At 51.4% G+C, this 16,259-nt stretch carries 14 protein-coding genes; 11 read left to right on the forward strand and 3 right to left on the reverse strand.

Annotation, left to right across the window (positions count from 1 at the left end):
- Window positions 1-3: 3 nt before the first annotated feature.
- The 9 genes from dapF (at window position 4) to EOE67_RS02280 (ending at window position 9,885) form a co-directional block, all read left to right on the forward strand.
- Entirely contained in the window at window positions 4-834 is an 831-nt protein-coding gene (dapF, locus tag EOE67_RS02240; protein ID WP_127697403.1) for a diaminopimelate epimerase, read from the forward strand.
- Complete coding sequence (locus EOE67_RS02245; RefSeq protein WP_240652678.1) at window positions 831-1,550, forward strand: DUF484 family protein; 720 nt, start codon at window positions 831-833, stop codon at window positions 1,548-1,550. Before dapF ends, EOE67_RS02245 begins: the two co-directional genes overlap by 4 nt.
- Window positions 1,537-2,490, forward strand: a complete 954-nt coding sequence (gene xerC, locus EOE67_RS02250; protein ID WP_127697404.1) for a tyrosine recombinase XerC — start codon at window positions 1,537-1,539, stop codon at window positions 2,488-2,490. Before EOE67_RS02245 ends, xerC begins: the two co-directional genes overlap by 14 nt.
- A 114-nt stretch (window positions 2,491-2,604) precedes the next feature.
- Complete coding sequence (locus EOE67_RS02255; protein ID WP_127697405.1) at window positions 2,605-4,587, forward strand: alpha/beta hydrolase family protein; 1,983 nt, start codon at window positions 2,605-2,607, stop codon at window positions 4,585-4,587.
- Between the two features lie 204 nt (window positions 4,588-4,791).
- A complete protein-coding gene (locus tag EOE67_RS02260) occupies window positions 4,792-5,865 on the forward strand; it encodes an alpha/beta hydrolase family protein (protein ID WP_127697406.1) in 1,074 nt (357 codons plus the stop codon).
- 198 nt (window positions 5,866-6,063) lie between these two features.
- The gene (locus EOE67_RS02265; RefSeq protein WP_127697407.1) at window positions 6,064-6,249 is read left to right on the forward strand and encodes a hypothetical protein; all 186 of its coding nucleotides are present in this window, start codon (window positions 6,064-6,066) and stop codon (window positions 6,247-6,249) included.
- Complete coding sequence (locus tag EOE67_RS02270) at window positions 6,242-7,321, forward strand: UDP-glucose--hexose-1-phosphate uridylyltransferase (protein ID WP_127697408.1); 1,080 nt, start codon at window positions 6,242-6,244, stop codon at window positions 7,319-7,321. Before EOE67_RS02265 ends, EOE67_RS02270 begins: the two co-directional genes overlap by 8 nt.
- Entirely contained in the window at window positions 7,311-8,483 is a 1,173-nt protein-coding gene (gene galK / locus EOE67_RS02275; RefSeq protein ID WP_127697409.1) for a galactokinase, read from the forward strand. Before EOE67_RS02270 ends, galK begins: the two co-directional genes overlap by 11 nt.
- A 34-nt stretch (window positions 8,484-8,517) precedes the next feature.
- Window positions 8,518-9,885, forward strand: coding sequence for an alpha/beta hydrolase family protein (locus tag EOE67_RS02280; protein WP_127697410.1), 1,368 nt, complete (start codon window positions 8,518-8,520; stop codon window positions 9,883-9,885).
- Window positions 9,886-9,961: 76 nt separating this feature from the next.
- On the opposite strand, the gene EOE67_RS02285 is transcribed toward EOE67_RS02280, so the two are convergent.
- Complete coding sequence (locus tag EOE67_RS02285; RefSeq protein ID WP_127697411.1) at window positions 9,962-10,888, reverse strand: SMP-30/gluconolactonase/LRE family protein; 927 nt, start codon at window positions 10,886-10,888, stop codon at window positions 9,962-9,964.
- A gap of 219 nt (window positions 10,889-11,107) precedes the next feature.
- Between EOE67_RS02285 and glpK the strand changes: the two genes are divergently transcribed.
- Together glpK and glpD are read left to right on the forward strand one after the other, a co-directional pair.
- Complete coding sequence (gene glpK / locus EOE67_RS02290) at window positions 11,108-12,589, forward strand: glycerol kinase GlpK (RefSeq protein WP_127697412.1); 1,482 nt, start codon at window positions 11,108-11,110, stop codon at window positions 12,587-12,589.
- Window positions 12,590-12,871: 282 nt separating this feature from the next.
- The gene (glpD, locus tag EOE67_RS02295) at window positions 12,872-14,422 is read left to right on the forward strand and encodes a glycerol-3-phosphate dehydrogenase (protein WP_127697413.1); all 1,551 of its coding nucleotides are present in this window, start codon (window positions 12,872-12,874) and stop codon (window positions 14,420-14,422) included.
- 13 nt (window positions 14,423-14,435) lie between these two features.
- On the opposite strand, the gene EOE67_RS02300 is transcribed toward glpD, so the two are convergent.
- Together EOE67_RS02300 and EOE67_RS02305 are read right to left on the reverse strand one after the other, a co-directional pair.
- Complete coding sequence (locus EOE67_RS02300; protein ID WP_127697414.1) at window positions 14,436-15,437, reverse strand: 2-dehydro-3-deoxygalactonokinase; 1,002 nt, start codon at window positions 15,435-15,437, stop codon at window positions 14,436-14,438.
- Window positions 15,438-15,440: 3 nt separating this feature from the next.
- A complete protein-coding gene (locus EOE67_RS02305) occupies window positions 15,441-16,199 on the reverse strand; it encodes an SDR family NAD(P)-dependent oxidoreductase (protein WP_206099399.1) in 759 nt (252 codons plus the stop codon).
- Window positions 16,200-16,259: the final 60 nt, after the last annotated feature.

The raw sequence follows: 16,259 nt of genomic DNA on the forward strand, positions 1-16,259 counted from the left end.
GGCATGTTATTACAGTTTTCTAAAATGCACGGGCTTGGCAACGATTTTATGGTGGTTGATGCCGTCAGCCAAAACGTGTTTCTGACCAAAGAGCAGATCAAGCAACTGGCTGATCGCAACTTTGGCGTGGGTTTTGACCAACTGCTGATGGTCGAACCACCTTATGATCCGGATCTGGATTTTCACTACCGTATTTTTAACTCCGATGGTTCGGAAGTAGAACAATGTGGCAATGGCGCCCGCTGTTTTGCCAAGTTTGTCCGTACTAAAGGCCTGACCAATAAGTACAAAATTAACGTCAGTACTAAATCTGGCAAAATTGTGCTTTATATCGAACAGGATGGTCAGGTCACGGTCAATATGGGTATTCCGCAATTTGAACCGGCCAAGGTGCCGTTTAAAGCGCAAAAGCAGGAAATTAATTACATTCTGCACGCCGAAAACGCGACTACTTTGTGTGGTGTGGTGTCGATGGGCAATCCGCATGCGGTGATCACGGTCGATGATGTTGATGTTGCACCCGTCTTAAGCTGGGGCCCGGAATTTGAACTGCATGAGCGGTTTCCGGAACGCGCCAATATCGGTTTTATGCAGGTGCTGGATCAGACACATATCAAATTACGGGTTTGGGAGCGCGGTGCAGGCGAAACTTTAGCTTGTGGCACCGGAGCTTGCGCCGCAGCGGTGATTGGGCAAATGCAAAAAACGCTGGGGCCAAACGTCAGGGTTGATTTACCAGGCGGAACCTTGCATATTCGTTGGAACGGTCCTGGCCAACCGGTGAAAATGACCGGCCCGGCCGAGCATGTTTATGATGGGCAGCTGGTCTTGTGAATGAAGGCTTTGTAAATAAAGGTGGCATGAGCGAAGGTGTAATGACAGATCTGCCGGAATTAAAAGAAGAAGAAAAAGCGCTGCTGCACGATCAGTTCGTGTACCAGTACTTGCTGGAACATCCGGCATTTTTTCAGCATCATCCGGAACTGCTCAATCGTTTACGGTTACCTCACGCTCAGCGCGGCGCGGTGTCTTTAGTGGAACGTCAGCTGGAAATGCAGCGAGAACGTATTCGCGGCATGGAAGAAGACATCACCCGGCTGATGAGCATCGCCCGCCAGAATGAACATATTTTCTTTGCGTTAAACCAGCTTCATCTGGATTTATTGTCGGCGCGCCAGCGTACCGATATCACCATTGCGCTGAGCACTTTCGCTAACCGGATGCCACATGTGCATGCCTGTACCCTGCTCGATTTTAACCACGAAGCGATGGGTGACAACTTCAGCGGCCTGCAACTGGTACTGCAGCATCGATTGCAACACCGCAGTTATTATTTTGGCCGCCTCAACAAAGACGAAATGGCAACCGTGTTTCCTTCCAGCATTCACTCGGTGGCGCTGCTGCAAATCAGTCAGGGTGATAAACCGCTAGCGTTATTGGCCTTTGGCAGCGAACTGGACGACCATTTTCAACCCAGCATGGACACTTTGTTTATCGACCATATCGCAAAATTACTGGCCGTGGTGTTACCACGTTATGACCAGCGCTGATCCCATTCCCTCCTCAGTTGCCACCAACACCGGCAACAACGAAGCGGACGCTCTGGCGGCTTTTACGCCCTGGCTGAGCCAATTTTTAGACTATCTCAAATTTGAACGCGCTTATAGCAAGCAGACGTTATCAACCTACCAGCAACAACTTGATAGTGTGGCGCGGCAGTTGGCGGCAAGCCACAGCCATTGGCGCGAATTAACCCAGCAGCATTTACAACAACATTTATTGTCCTGTCGCGCCAGCTTAAAGCCACGCAGTTTGGCCCTGCGCGCTGCCGCCCTGCGTAGTTTTTATCGGTATTTACAGCAGCAAAAACTGATCGAGCAAAACCCGGCTTTGTATTTAAAAGTGCCGAAGTTTGATAAACCGCTGCCAAAAAATCTCGATGTTGATCAAATGCATAAGCTGCTGGATTTACCGAAAGAAGATGAACTGGCTTGTCGCGATCAAGCCATTTTGGAGCTGTTTTATAGCTCAGGCTTACGGTTGGAAGAACTGGTCAGCGCCAATATTGGCGATATAACCTGGAGCGAAAAAATAATCCGGGTGCGCGGTAAAGGCAACAAAGAACGGGTACTACCGATTGGCAGGCTGGCCGTCACCGCCTTGCAGCGCTGGTTGCAAATCCGGCCGGATTTTATTGGCACTGAACCAGAGGCTTTGTTTTTAAGTCGGCAGAAACTGCGCATTTCCGCCCGCCATGTCCGCAATAGAGTCAAGCTGTGGGCCAAACGTCAGGGCATGGATCAAAACGTGCACCCGCATATGTTGCGTCACTCTTTTGCCAGTCATCTGCTGGAATCCAGCGGCGATTTACGGGCAGTGCAGGAACTGCTCGGCCACGCCAATTTAAGTACCACCCAGGTTTACACCCATCTTGATTTTCAGCATCTGGCAAAAGTCTATGATGCCGCCCACCCCAGAGCAAAAAAATAGCCACACCAACCTCTTTTAATTCTTACACCACATTCGTAAACGCAAATAAATTAGTTGTTAACGCAACTTTACTAAGATATGTTTTAGCCATATTTTCAAAAGGATTTGATATTTATGCACAGTTTTCGCTTAGGCAAGTCAGTTACCGCCGCTATTTCACTGCTTGCTTTATCCTTATTCAGCACGCTGCTGTTGCCTTCCGCTCATGCCAACGAAAACTGGCCGGCCTTACTGGCGAAAAACCCAAGCTTTTTTGACTTCACCATCTCGCCGGATGGCAAACACCTGGCGGCAAAAATATTTAGCGAAGGCAAACGCACGCTGGTGTTTTTCGACAGCGCGACGATGCAAACCGTGGGTGCGGTGAGCATGGGTGGATTTAAAGAAGTCGGTGAATATCGCTGGGTCAATAATGAGCGGGTGGTATTTCAACTGGTTGAATCCAAAGCCTGGGAAAAACAACCTTTTTATTACGGCGAACTGTTTGGTGTGAATATCGACGGTAGTCGCAGTCAGTTGCTATTTGGCTTTCAAGCCGGAGACGCCAAAGGCGGTTCGCGCCTTAAAGTACGCGAATCCCGCAATGCCTGGGCTGATTTTATTGATACCGAATTGGATAAAGACGACCAGATCCTGATCCTGAGCACACCGGCAGATAAAGTCGGCGCTAAGACCGCTGAAATCCTGAAAATGAACGTTTATACCGGTCAAACCATCGGCCAAGGCAAAGTGCCGGTATCCTATGCCAACGTGTTAGTCGACAGTGATGGCAAGCCACGGGTGGTCACGGGTACCAACAAAAAGGGTGAAACAGAAGTTTATATTCGCTCCTTAGCATCAGAAGAGTGGCAAGAACTACCGCAGCAGCTATTTGGCTCATCATTTGACCCAATTGCCGTGGCCAAAGATAACAAATCACTGTATGTATTTGATAACCAAGGGCAAGATAAAACTGGCGTTTTTAAGTTAGATTTAGCAAGTGGCAAATATGAAGCTGTGTATACCGATCCGTTGGTCGATGTGACAATGGTCAGCAGAACGGCAGATTTACGTTCTGTTTATGGTTTAAGGGTCGACGATGGTTTTCCTACTTATGCATTACTAACCTCGGCGTTTGAAGAAGCAAAAGTGTTTAAAAAACTGTTGGCGGCCTTCCCAAGTGAACAGGTGACCATTACCAGCAGCACCAACGATGGCAAAAAGTGGTTGGCAGCCGTCAGTTCCGACATTAATCCTGGCACGTATTATCTGTATGATCATGACAAGGTATCGTTAACCAAGCTCGCTGATCGCAACCCGCATCTGGCCGGTAAAACCATGGCAATGATGGACCCAATTAAATTCCCTTCGTTTGACGGCAAAGAAATTCACGGTTACCTGACGCTCACCGAACAGCAGTCCGCGGCCAAACCAATGGTGGTGCTGGTCCACGGAGGTCCGCACGGTGTGCGCGATCGGTGGGGTTATGATTCAGAAGTACAGCTGCTGGCGAAATCAGGCTACAACGTCTTGCAGGTGAACTATCGTGGTTCGGGCGGATATGGTTCGGATTTCCTGCAAGCCGGTCATCGGCAATGGGGTGATGCCATTCAAAAAGATATCATCGCCGGTACCGAATGGGCAATTGCTCAGGGGCATGGTAAAGCAGGAAATGTCTGTATTATGGGCGGATCGTTTGGTGGATATTCGGTGGTACAAGCTGCCACCCTCAAACCGGATCTGTATCGTTGTGGCGTTGCGGTCGCTGGTATTTACGATTTAGCCTTGATGTCAAAACTGGGAGATATTCCACGTTTGGGATATGGCAAAGCATATTTACAAAAGGTGATCGGTAAAGACCCGGCACAGCTAGCGGCTTTCTCGCCTGTGAACCGGGTTGACCAACTCAAGGCGCATTTGCTGATCGCCCACGGCAGACACGACGAACGAGCGCCGATGGAACATGCCACCGCACTCAAAAAGGCGCTGGACAAAGCCGGCAAACCTTACGAGTGGCTGGAGTTTACCGATGAAACCCACGGTTTTTACTCAGAAACCAATCAAGAGCTATATTTCACTAAAGTGCAGCAGTATCTGGCGCAGCACTTAACTAAATAAGTCAAAATTTTGTCTGTCGCGGCAGTTTTGTCTGGAACTGCCGCGCATCATTCGTTGCTCCAACCGCCATTTTTTATCCGTCCTCACTTTTACAAACTTATGTGACCGCTGATCATTTTATGACTTTCGGCACTATGGGCGTTACCGCAAAACGCTCAGACTGCAACTACAGCAACTCCTACTTCTTAACATACAAGGACGACGATGAAATTATTCACGGTACTGACCAACCTGATACTCAGCGGTTTTATGGCGACGGCACTTGCTCCTGCCCAGGTATGGGCCGCTCAGCCATCCGTCGCTGCTGCCGCCAAACCAGCAAATACTGTGCAAGTCACCGAACTTGATTTATATGACAACAAACGCCAGCGACCAGTAAAAATTACCCTCTGGTACCCGGCGCAAGCAAGCTGTAAAGACGCCAGCATTTGTCTGGCAGAGCGCACCAAACTGAACAAAGCGGTGGTGTTTTCACATGGTGCGATGGGCGCCGCCAAAGGTTATAGCTGGATTGGTAAGATGTTCGCGGCGCAGGGATATGTCACTGTGGGTGTCAATCATTATGGTGAATCCTGGATCTATGGACCGGAGCATGTGAACCCGGCGGCAGCGCTGCAATTTTGGGAAAGGCCAGTCGATATCAGCTTTGTGCTTGATCAACTCAGCACCAATCAACAGTCAGTGCCGTCAGCAACCACCGCCCCCTCAAAACCTTCACAACGGATCTTTAACCGTGAAATCGCCTGGGATCACATCATTGCCGTCGGCCATTCGTCTGGAGGTGCGACTGTATTGACGATGGCTGGCAGCAAATTGGCTTTTGCTGATGCCGCGACCTACTGCGCCACTGCCGCTGCTGCGCCGGATAGAAGCTGTCATTATCTGAAATTTCAAACCGAAGCCAATACCAAAGGTTACAACCCGGCACAAAACTTTTTTGATGCCCGGATTCAAAGCGTAATTGCATTGGATCCGGCGCTGGGCCACGCCACCACAGCGCAAAGTTTGCAGGCAATGACGATTCCGGTGCTGGTGATTGGCTCCAGCCAAAACGATTTTTTACCTTATGAACGGCATGCCGGTTTCTACGCTGCAACCATCCCGGCGGCCGAAAGCCTGGTCTTTGCCGCTGGTGAAGGCCATTTTGTTTATCTGGACCGCTGCAAACACCAATATCAGGCGATGGGTGTCGCACTTTGCACTGACCGGCCAGGTATCGACCGCACGCTGGTACATCAGAAAGCTGGCGCGGCGATGCTGAAGTTTATTCAGGGTTGACGTCAGGTCACAGGGTCAAAGCAGTTGGATCCTGGATCCGGCTGCTGCTCGTCTTTCTCCTCCTCAACGCTGATCCTGGCGGCGCTGCAAATTCTGCATTTCAGATCTTGTAATCAATCACGGCCAATAGTAGTATTTATCATATAAATATAACTATTGCGTTATTTCTGATTGTTGGCGCGTGGAAAGGATTGCTGAATGAAAGTTTTGGTCACCAGTGGGAAGGGCTGTATCAGCAGTCACCGTGGTATTGCCTTGATGCCGGCTGGCATCACACCAGGGAATTTTGATCGTTTGAGCAACACCAGCGCCAAAATGCTGCATCGACGGCAAGCCTTTAGCGGCCAGCATGGTGAATTTACGACGGAGTCTGCTGATGAATAACGGCAAAGCTGCATCCCTTGATGTATTGCCCTTAACCCAAACGCATCGCCGGAAAAATCCGTTATCCGGCGATTGGGTGCTGGTGTCGCCGCACCGCAATAACCGCCCCTGGCTCGGCGCCACCGAAGCACTGGCCGAAGACCAGTTGCCGCAACATGATCCGGCTTGCCCTTTGTGTCCACGTAATCAAAGGGCCAATGGCGAAACCAATCCCGATTACGCCTACACCCATGTTTTTGTGAATGATTTTGGCGCTTTAACGCCGGGTGTGACCGAGATTGCCGAAAGCGACGATGCGCTATTTAGTTATACCGCCGCCAGCGGTGAATGCCGGGTGATTTGTTTTTCGCCGGATCACAATAAGACCTTGCCGGACCTGTCTTTAACTGAGCTCTCTGCGGTCATCAGCACCTGGCAGCAACATTATCAGGAGCTAAGCCAGCACTATGCCTGCATCCAGGTGTTTGAAAATAAAGGCGCTATCATGGGCTGCTCGCAACCGCACCCGCATGGCCAAATCTGGGCGCATCCGCATTTATCCACCGAAATCAGCCGCGAAGATGACCAGCAACGGGCGTATTTTCAGCAACATGGCCGGGCATTACTCGCTGACTACGCGGGGCGGGAAAGCCTTGATGGCAGCAGAACGGTGTTTGAAAACCAGCATTGGCTGGTGGTGGTGCCGTTTTGGGCGGCCTGGCCTTTTGAAACCCTGGTACTGCCGAAGGACAATCTACAGGCATTACATGAGCTCAATCAGGCGCAAAACCAGGCGCTGGCTGAAGCTTTAAAAGTGCTGACCACCAAATACGACAATTTGTTTCGCTGTAGTTTTCCGTACTCGATGGGCTGGCACAATGCGCCGGCCGGTTTCGCCGAACCTCAGTTACATTGGCGCTTACACGCCCATTTTTATCCGCCGTTGCTGCGCTCAGCCACAGTCAAAAAACATATGGTGGGTTATGAGATGTTGGCAGAAAGTCAGCGCGATTTAACCCCGGAAACAGCCGCTGCCATTTTACGGGCCGCGTCGACCCTGCATTACACACAAGGAACCCCTGATGACGTATGAATCGTTACAACAACAGTTTCAGGCACTGTATCAGCGGCCAGCGCAAGGCGTGGCCAGCGCGCCGGGACGCGTGAATTTGATTGGTGAATTTACCGATTACAATCAAGGCTTTGTATTTCCTTGCTCACTGGATTTTCGCACTGTGGTGTTATTTGCCGCACGTTCGGATCAGCAATTAGTGGTGCATTCGGTGAATTATCCGGGCGAGCATGACTCTTTTGCGCTGGATCAACCCGTAGTGACCGGCCCTTCGCAGTGGGGCAATTATATTCGCGCCATGGTGTATGTGCTCAAAGGTGCAGGCCTGCAACTGGGCGGTGCCGATTTGCTCATTAGTAGCAATGTGCCACAAGGCGCCGGTTTGTCGTCCTCAGCAGCGCTGGAAGTAGCGATTGGCGGCGCTTTTAATCAGCTGAATACGCTGGGTTTATCGTTACAGCAAATCGCCTTATTCGGCCAACAAGCTGAAAACGATTTTATGGATTGTCAGTGCGGCATTATGGACCAGCTGATATCGGCCAAAGGTGCACAAGGCTATGCGCTGCTGATCGACTGCCGCGATTTACAGACCACAGCCGTCGCGCTGCCAGCGGACTTGAAGCTGGTGATTATTAATTCTAACTATCCACGAAAACTGGTTGATAGCGAATACAATCAGCGGCGGATTGATTGTGAACAAGCGGCACAAAAGATGGGCCTGCAAAGTTTGCGTGATGGCACCTTAGCGTTACTGCAAGCGACCAAACCGCAATTAACCGATACCGAATATCGCCGTGCGCGGCATGTGATCAGCGAGAACAACCGGGTGCTGGCGACCCAACAGGCGCTTGCCGCTAATGATATGGCGGCGCTGAGTGCGCTGATGCGTGCTTCGCACCTGTCGCTGCGCGATGATTTTGAAGTGACAGTGCCGCCGGTTGACGGTTTGGTCGATATTTGCCGCGAAACCCTCGGAGATGAAATTGCGGTGCGGATGACCGGCGGCGGTTTTGGTGGGGCTATTGTTTGTTTATGCCGCGACGAGCATGTGCCTTTACTGCGCGAAGCTTTAACTAACAACTATCAGCAGCGTTTTGCTTTGCACGCCGATTTTTATCTCTGTAGCGCCGGTGGCGGCTTGCAGATTGAATTATTCAACGCGCTGCCTGCTGCAAATGCATGACCGACAAGCGATTGATCACAAAAAGGAATACAGCATGACCGCTTTCACATCTTCCCTCAGTCGCCGCAATGCTCTGGCGCTTGGCTTGTTGCTGGTGACCAGCCCGCTGGCCGTATCAGCCAAGCAAACGATACCTGAGCAGCTTTATCCGGCATTATCGGCAGAAGTTTTGCCAGAGCTGGCCGCTGCCGGCCGTTTTGCTGTGGGCGTGAAAACATTGCAGGTGACCGATCCTGCACGGTTTGACCCGCTCACTCAAGGTCCCAAAGCCCGTAAGCTGACGCTGGAAATCTGGTATCCGGCAGCGGCAGACGCCTCCAAAGCTTTGACATCCTATGAAAATCAAAGCCGTAGCGGCGTGCCGTTTAGCTTGCAGGCAAGTGCGATGCGCGACGTGCCGGTGCTGAAAAATGGGAAGGAAAAATACCCGCTGGTGGTGCTGTCACACGGTTACACCGGCTATCGCACCATTATGTTTTATCTGGCCGAGCATTTAGCGTCGCAGGGGTACATTGTGGTGGGCATCGACCACACCGATTCCACCAATGCTGAAATTGATATGAAAGCCGCGCCTTTTGCCGGTTTTGTCAGCACGCTGCTTAATCGTTCGCGCGATCAACAATTTGTGCTGGAGCATTTGCGTCGTGAATCAGCGCTCACCGGTTCACAACTGGATGGCAGCAAAGCGGCGGTGATTGGCTATTCGATGGGCGGATTTGGCGCGCTCAGCACCATTGGCGCTTGTTATGATTTTAATCCGATGACCACAGCGGCTTTTACCGGCTTAAAAGATCCGGCGCAGCTTGCCGCAATGCAGCAGTTATTGAATAGTTGTGCCGGTGGTCAGTACCCGGCGGCAGCTGAAAAACCGTCACAAGCCTCTGGCGCCACGCCAACTCCAGATCCAGCCTGGCAAGCCGCAATTGCGCTGGCGCCCTGGGGTGGTCAGCATCAATTATTCTCTGCTTCCTCGCTGGCATCGTTAAAAGTGCCAGTGCTTTATGTGGCGGGCGATTTGGATGATGTGTCGGGCTATGCCGGTATGCAATCGCTGTATCAACAAAGTGGCAGCAAAGCCAAGTATTTACTGACTTACCACAACGCCCGGCACAATATAGCCCCGCATCCGGCACCTGCTGTTGCCAGCAGCAGCGAACTCGATGTCGGTCATTATCATGAACCGGCCTGGTCGGTGCGCACCCTGAACGAAGTGAATAAACATTTTGCACTGGCGATGCTGGATTGCCACGTTAAACAACAAAAAGCGCGTTGTGCTTATCTGGATTTACCGGCCAGCCCGGATCAAAAACCAGTGGATGGCAAAACACCGGACACCTGGCGCGGCTTTGACCATCGTTATGCGACCGGGATGTCATGGCAGCAAGGCGCTGCCAAGCCATAAAGAGCGCATGCGGTTGGCTCTGGCAGTTAACACGGATGATTTCAAAGCAGCGGCTGGATTTCTATCTACGCCGCTTTTACAACAACCACTGCGGCGATAAATCGCAGTGGTTTTCAAGCACTCCCTGAACACCATGCAGCTGATAAATAAACAAATTTCCTGCAAGCGGCTGCTGCGCAAGCTGCGCTTCGGATAACCCCAGCCTGGATGAAGTGATGAATAACAAATCCAGATTGGGACCACCAATGGCCACACTGGACGGTTGTGACACCGGCAGGGTTAATTCCAGATCGATACTGCCATCAGGGCGATAACGCACCACTTTTCCAGCCCCCCAATGGGCATTCCACAGATAACCAGCCGCATCAATGGTTGAACCATCCGGATGGGCATTATGCGGCGTATCGGCAAACAACACAGCATCGCCGACAGTGCCGGTGGCAGCATCATAAGGGTATTGCTTGATTTGATGTTTGGGCGAATCGGCATGATACAAAGTGCGACCATCGAGGCTCCAGCACAAACCGTTGGAAATGCATAAACTGCCTAAAACCGGTTGTGCCTGGCCTGTGGCATCAAGCCGGTACAAAGCGGCTTGCGTGTCAGAAATGGCTGCGTTTTCGACCATAGTCCCGGCCCAGAATTCACCTTGCCGATTAACACGGCCATCATTAAAGCGGTGTCCGGCCAGCTGAACTTCCGGCTGACTGAGCCATTTCAATGCTTTGGTCTGTGGGTTGTACAGGGCAAAACCTTCGGCAAAAGCGACAATCAGCTGGAAATCCTGCTGTGGCCCTGGCTGCAAAAAGGCAAAACTGCCAATGCGCTGTGGCAACGCAAAGACGCTGTATGCGGCATCGGTGAGGCTGTAGCGCTGCAGCAATGCTGCTTCAATATCAATCCAGTAAATGGCCTGATCTTCGTGATGCCAAAGCACATTTTCGCCGAGAATATTTTGCGACGCGATGCTGGTTAACAGCGCACCCACGGTAGCAGTGTTCACCTTTCCCAGTCCTTTTCCCGAAACAGCAGATGGCCGAGCTTATCACAGCGCTGACCGGGATCAGACAAAATTTGCGATGATTGCACCAACGCAAAGCGCTGCTCGCCTGGTGTTGGTGCATTCCTCGCCAGTGGTTGGCTTTTTTGCAAAAATTCAGTTGCCAAACCGCATTTTTCCCGTCAATCTGACTATATTATAAGATATATATGAATTATAAACATGAAAACGCGTTATTTGCTGTCGATTGATCAGGGCACCACCAGCTCCAGAGCTGTGGTTTTTTCCGTTGATGGCAAACCTGTAGCTTGTGTCCATGAAGAATTTACCCAGCATTATCCGGACAACGGCTGGGTCGAACATGATCCAGCCGACATCTGGCGGACTGTGCTCAGCACCTGCAAAAAAGCTTTGGCGCAGCTGCATTTGAACGCCGCGGATATTATCGCCATTGGCATTACCAATCAGCGCGAAACGACGTTGGTGTGGGACAGAACCACCGGCGAGCCGCTGTACAATGCCATTGTCTGGCAGGACCGACGCACTACGGCTTATTGTGAATCAATCTATAGCGAACAGACCGAAGCTTTGATCACCGCCAAAACCGGTCTACTGCTGGACCCGTATTTTTCCGCCAGTAAAATCCGCTGGATTTTAGATCAGGTGCCAGGGGCGCGGGAACGTGCTGAACGCGGTGAATTAGCCTTTGGCACCGTCGATACCTTTTTACTGTGGCAGCTGACGCAAGGCCAGGTACACCGCACCGATGCCACTAATGCCTCCCGCACCATGTTATTTAATATTCATACCCAACAATGGGATGAACAATTATTGAACCTGTTTGATATTCCAGCATCGATGCTGCCAGAAGTGCTGGATTCATCCGCCGATTTTGGCATGACTGCCGCAGAATTACTGGGCGGCGCGATACCGGTGTATGGCATGGCAGGCGATCAGCAGGCGGCGCTGTTTGGCCACGCTTGTTTTGAGCAAGGTATGGCCAAAAGCACCTATGGTACTGGTTGTTTCCTGATGCTCAATACCGGCGACATGCCGTTAAAATCGGCCAACCGGTTGCTGACCACCGTAGCCTATCGGCTCAACGGCAAAGTCACCTACGCCATCGAAGGCAGTATTTTTATGGCCGGCGCCACCATGCAGTGGATAGTTGAAGGGCTGAAATTATTGCGCCATGCCGGTGAAAGCGAAGCCATGGTCAAAGATGTACCACTGGATCACGGCGTGTTTTTAGTCCCCTCTTTCACCGGTCTTGGTGCGCCCTACTGGGATCCCAATGCCCGTGGCGCCATTTTAGGCTTAACCCGCGATTCGGGCATCAGCACTATTGTCGCCGCGGCTTTGCAATCCGTGGGTTACCAGACCAAAGATTTACAAAAAGCGATGGAGCGTGATGGCTTAAGACCCAAAGTGCTGCGGGTTGATGGTGGCATGGTGAAAAACAACTGGGTGCTAAGTTTCCTGGCTGATATTTTAGGCGCCGTAGTCGAACGGCCGCAAATTATTGAAACCACTGCGCTTGGTGCAGCTTATCTGGCCGGATTACACGCCGGTGTTTACCACTCCACCAGCGAACTCGCCGCCATGTGGCACTGCGAACGCCGCTTTGAACCTAACATCTGTACCGAACAACGCAATCATTTATATGCGCAGTGGCAACATGCGGTGGCGCAAGTGCGGCTTTGATAAAAAGGGGGCGGAGCACATTTACACTCCGCCCCCTTTTACAATCCCTCACTGTGATAATAATCAATCGCATTGCTGTACGTGAAAATAACTAATTTCACTGACAGCTCAATTACTCCAGCACAGCGGACACTCGTCGTTTCGCGAGCGGCAGCTGGCCAAGCTCTGGCCTTACCACCAACCTTTTTCCCACCTTCTGCCCAAATGCCGCTTGTCAGTGAAGCAGGATCGCCATATCATGAGATATATACTATTTGTCTGATTTATTAATTGGTGATGGCGATGAGCGAAACTGCGCAAATCTATGATGTGCTGGTGGTTGGAGGGGGCATCAATGGGACGGGTATTGCGGCGGATTGTGCGGGTCGGGGGTTGGATGTGTTGTTGTGTGAACAGCAGGATCTGGCCTCTGCAACATCGTCCAACAGCAGTAAATTGATCCATGGTGGTTTGCGTTATTTAGAGCATTACGAGTTCCGGCTGGTAAAAGAAGCGCTGGCCGAACGGGAAGTGCTGTTAAAAAATGCGCCGCATATTATGTGGCCGATGATTTTCCGGCTGCCGCACCAGCCAAATTTACGCCCAGCCTGGCTTATCCGCACCGGGTTGTTTTTATATGACCATCTGGCAAAACGGGTCACCTTACCGGCGTCGCGCGGTATTCGTTTTGGTGCGGATAGCCCGCTGCAAAGTCAATTTAAAAAAGGTTTTGAATATGCCGATGGCTGGGTCGACGATTCCAGGCTGGTGGTCAGCAATGCATTGGCTGCAGCGCAGTATGGGGCAACCATTGCTACCCGCACCCGCTGTATTCTGGCGCGGCGCGAACAGGATCATTGGCTGGTGACCTTACAGCCAGCACAACAAGCGGCTTATCAAATCAAAACCCGCGCCATCGTCAATGCCGGTGGCCCCTGGGTTGCCAGGTTATTTGATGAAGCTTTAGAAGACAAATCGCCGCAGAATGTCCGTCTGGTCAAAGGCAGTCATATTGTGGTGCCACGCCTACACACACAGCCGCACGCTTATATGCTGCAAAATCAGGATCAGCGGATTGTGTTTGTGATCCCATTTGAAGATAACTTTACCTTGATTGGTACCACCGATGTCGAGTATCAGGGCGATCCGGGAAAGGTGCAGATCAGTAGCGAGGAAATCAGTTATTTGCTGGACATCAGCAACCACTATTTTAATCAACAGCTCAAGCCAGAAGACATCGTCAGCTCGTTTTCCGGGGTGCGGCCGTTATTGGATGATGAGTCGGCCAGCGCGCAAACTGTCACCCGCGACTATAAACTAGAACTCAGTACGCAAAACGGCCAACTGCCTTTGTTGTCAGTGTTCGGCGGCAAAATTACCACCTACCGCAAACTGGCCGAAGCGGCGACCGACAAACTGGTCGAGTTTTTCCCGGGCGCCAGTGGTCGTTGGACCGCCAGCCAACCGCTGCCAGGTGGCGAATTTAGGTCAGTCGAGGCACTTTCCAGCGAACTTCGCCAAGCCTACCCCTGGCTGCCGGAACAACTATTGCGGCGTTATCTGCGCAGTTACGGCAGTCGCAGTCGGCTTGTTTTGCAGCAAGCGGAGACGTTGGCTGATTTAGGCCAGGATTTTGGCCATGGATTGTTTGCCGCTGAAGTAACCTATTTGATGGCGCACGAATGGGCACAAAGTGCCGAAGATGTTTTATGGCGACGCAGCAAGCTTGGCTTGTATTTTAGTCCGGCACAAACCGCCACATTGGCCGGTTTTATGGCACAGCACCTGGCCGGAATTCCTGCTACCGCTGATGAAGCAACGGCACATAGAGTAGCCGACACAACCCCGGCTTGACGCTTTACCTACGTCAGGCTAGATCCGGACAAGTCGGGTTGTGTTGCTGTTGAGGTTGCTGTTGAAACAAAAATTCAGTGGCAAAACCACGCAAGGTGCAGGTTGTGACATCAGCCATCGTCGGTTCGATACCAACAGCCTGCAATACCCTGCTAAAACAATCCAATAACGGATAACCGCCAATCACCACCACGCTGGAATCGGCATTGAGCTGCCAGTCCGTGGCATGTAGCGCTGCCCGCACATCACTGCCAATCAACATCCCCGACAGATAAGAGCAGGCCTGAACGCTATTTTCACCACCAAACAGCTGCCGGGTACGCACGCTAAACAAACCATGCACTAAATTACCGGCATCCGCTGTTAAGGTGAAGTCACTTCCCTGGGTAAAAGCCGTCCAGTCTAACTGTTCCGGTGGACAAGGTTGCTGAATGAGCACACTGTGACGACTTAATAAATCATATAACTCGCCGGTCATCGCGGTTTTAAAATATTCAATCACCCCATCGCGCAGCAGCACCCATTTAGTATGGGTACCCGGCAAACAGAGCAGATGTTCGCCTTGGCGAAACTGCGGATTGAGCTGCAAAAACCCAAGAATTTGCAGCTCTTCACCACGCATCACATCAAATTGCTGGCTTGCCAATCGACAACATAAGCCCGGCAGAATGGTCAGTTGCATCTCAGCGTAACTAAACTTGAAACCATTTCCCAAAATTTGTTGCGGTACAATGGGGCAAGGCAAATACGCGGTTTCGTGCCAGCCGATGCTGGAGCCAATTTGTCCGGCCAGCAGCACCGGCAGATTGCCAAATTCCGCCAGCCAGGGCGCGATTGCTTGTTGTAATGTTTGAGCAAAATCGGTGTTTCGTTTGCCAACCCCAGGCCCTGCCGCTTGGTCTTGCAACACAACTTGTAGACCGACTTGAGCTTGTTGATCGCACTGGATCTGGCATAAATAAGCGCGCAGATGACTGGTACCCCAGTCCACGGCAATATAACGGCTATTGATCAAACCTCAGGTCCTCCCACCATCCACACAGATGGCCTGCCCTGTGATCAATGCACTTTGATCGGATGCTAAAAACAACGCCAGATTGGCGACATCCTGTGGGGTAATAATTCGTTTCAGCACCGCCGAATCCAGCCATTTTTGCTGCTCTTCTGCGGTAAACCAACTGGCGAGCTGGCGCTCAGTGGCGACCCAACCCGGTAATATCGCATTGACCCGAATGCCGTTATCGCCATAATCTTTAGCCAGCGCTTTGGTCATGCCAATAATACCCGCCTTGGCGGTGACATAACCTGCCATCTGCTGTTGCCCGGTTAAAGCATTGATAGAACTGAAATTAATAATGCAGCCTTGCTGCTTGGGCTGCATCAGCGCAAAGGCCTGTTGCGAGGCGAAAAACGCTGGATCCAGATTCACCTGCATGCATTGTTGCCAGTCCTGTGCTGTCACTTGCTCAGTTGGTTGACGGCTATCGTTGGCAACATTATTGATCAGCACATCGAGACCACCCAGTTCAGCCGCCGCCTGTCGCATGGCTTGTTGCAGCTGCTGAGGTTCACGCACATCAACCTGTTGAAACCAAACCTTGCTACCGGATAATTCAACCTGCAAAGCGGTAGCGGCATCAGCATTGATGTCGATAAACGCCACCTGTGCCTGCTGCGCGGCAAAAGCACGCACCATCGCCGCACCAATGCCAGTTGCACCGCCGGTGATAAACACAATTTTCTGCGCAAGACTGGGATAAAAGGTCGTTGCAGTCACCTGAAAGACTCCAATATTATCTGATTTAATCAGAAGGTTGCTGCGATGAGGATACTGCAG

The sequence above is a fragment of the Rheinheimera riviphila genome, assembly GCF_004005945.1.
Classification (GTDB): Bacteria; Pseudomonadota; Gammaproteobacteria; order Enterobacterales; family Alteromonadaceae; genus Pararheinheimera; species Pararheinheimera riviphila.

What these genes read in the sequence shown, in the direction of transcription:
- dapF (WP_127697403.1), top strand. Translation starts at nt 4, where the DNA reads ATGTTATTACAGTTTTCTAAAATGCACGGGCTTGGCAACGATTTTATG.
- xerC (WP_127697404.1), top strand. Translation starts at nt 1,537, where the DNA reads ATGACCAGCGCTGATCCCATTCCCTCCTCAGTTGCCACCAACACCGGC.
- EOE67_RS02255 (WP_127697405.1), top strand. Translation starts at nt 2,605, where the DNA reads ATGCACAGTTTTCGCTTAGGCAAGTCAGTTACCGCCGCTATTTCACTG.
- EOE67_RS02260 (WP_127697406.1), top strand. Translation starts at nt 4,792, where the DNA reads ATGAAATTATTCACGGTACTGACCAACCTGATACTCAGCGGTTTTATG.
- EOE67_RS02265 (WP_127697407.1), top strand. Translation starts at nt 6,064, where the DNA reads ATGAAAGTTTTGGTCACCAGTGGGAAGGGCTGTATCAGCAGTCACCGT.
- EOE67_RS02270 (WP_127697408.1), top strand. Translation starts at nt 6,242, where the DNA reads ATGAATAACGGCAAAGCTGCATCCCTTGATGTATTGCCCTTAACCCAA.
- galK (WP_127697409.1), top strand. Translation starts at nt 7,311, where the DNA reads ATGACGTATGAATCGTTACAACAACAGTTTCAGGCACTGTATCAGCGG.
- EOE67_RS02280 (WP_127697410.1), top strand. Translation starts at nt 8,518, where the DNA reads ATGACCGCTTTCACATCTTCCCTCAGTCGCCGCAATGCTCTGGCGCTT.
- glpK (WP_127697412.1), top strand. Translation starts at nt 11,108, where the DNA reads ATGAAAACGCGTTATTTGCTGTCGATTGATCAGGGCACCACCAGCTCC.
- glpD (WP_127697413.1), top strand. Translation starts at nt 12,872, where the DNA reads ATGAGCGAAACTGCGCAAATCTATGATGTGCTGGTGGTTGGAGGGGGC.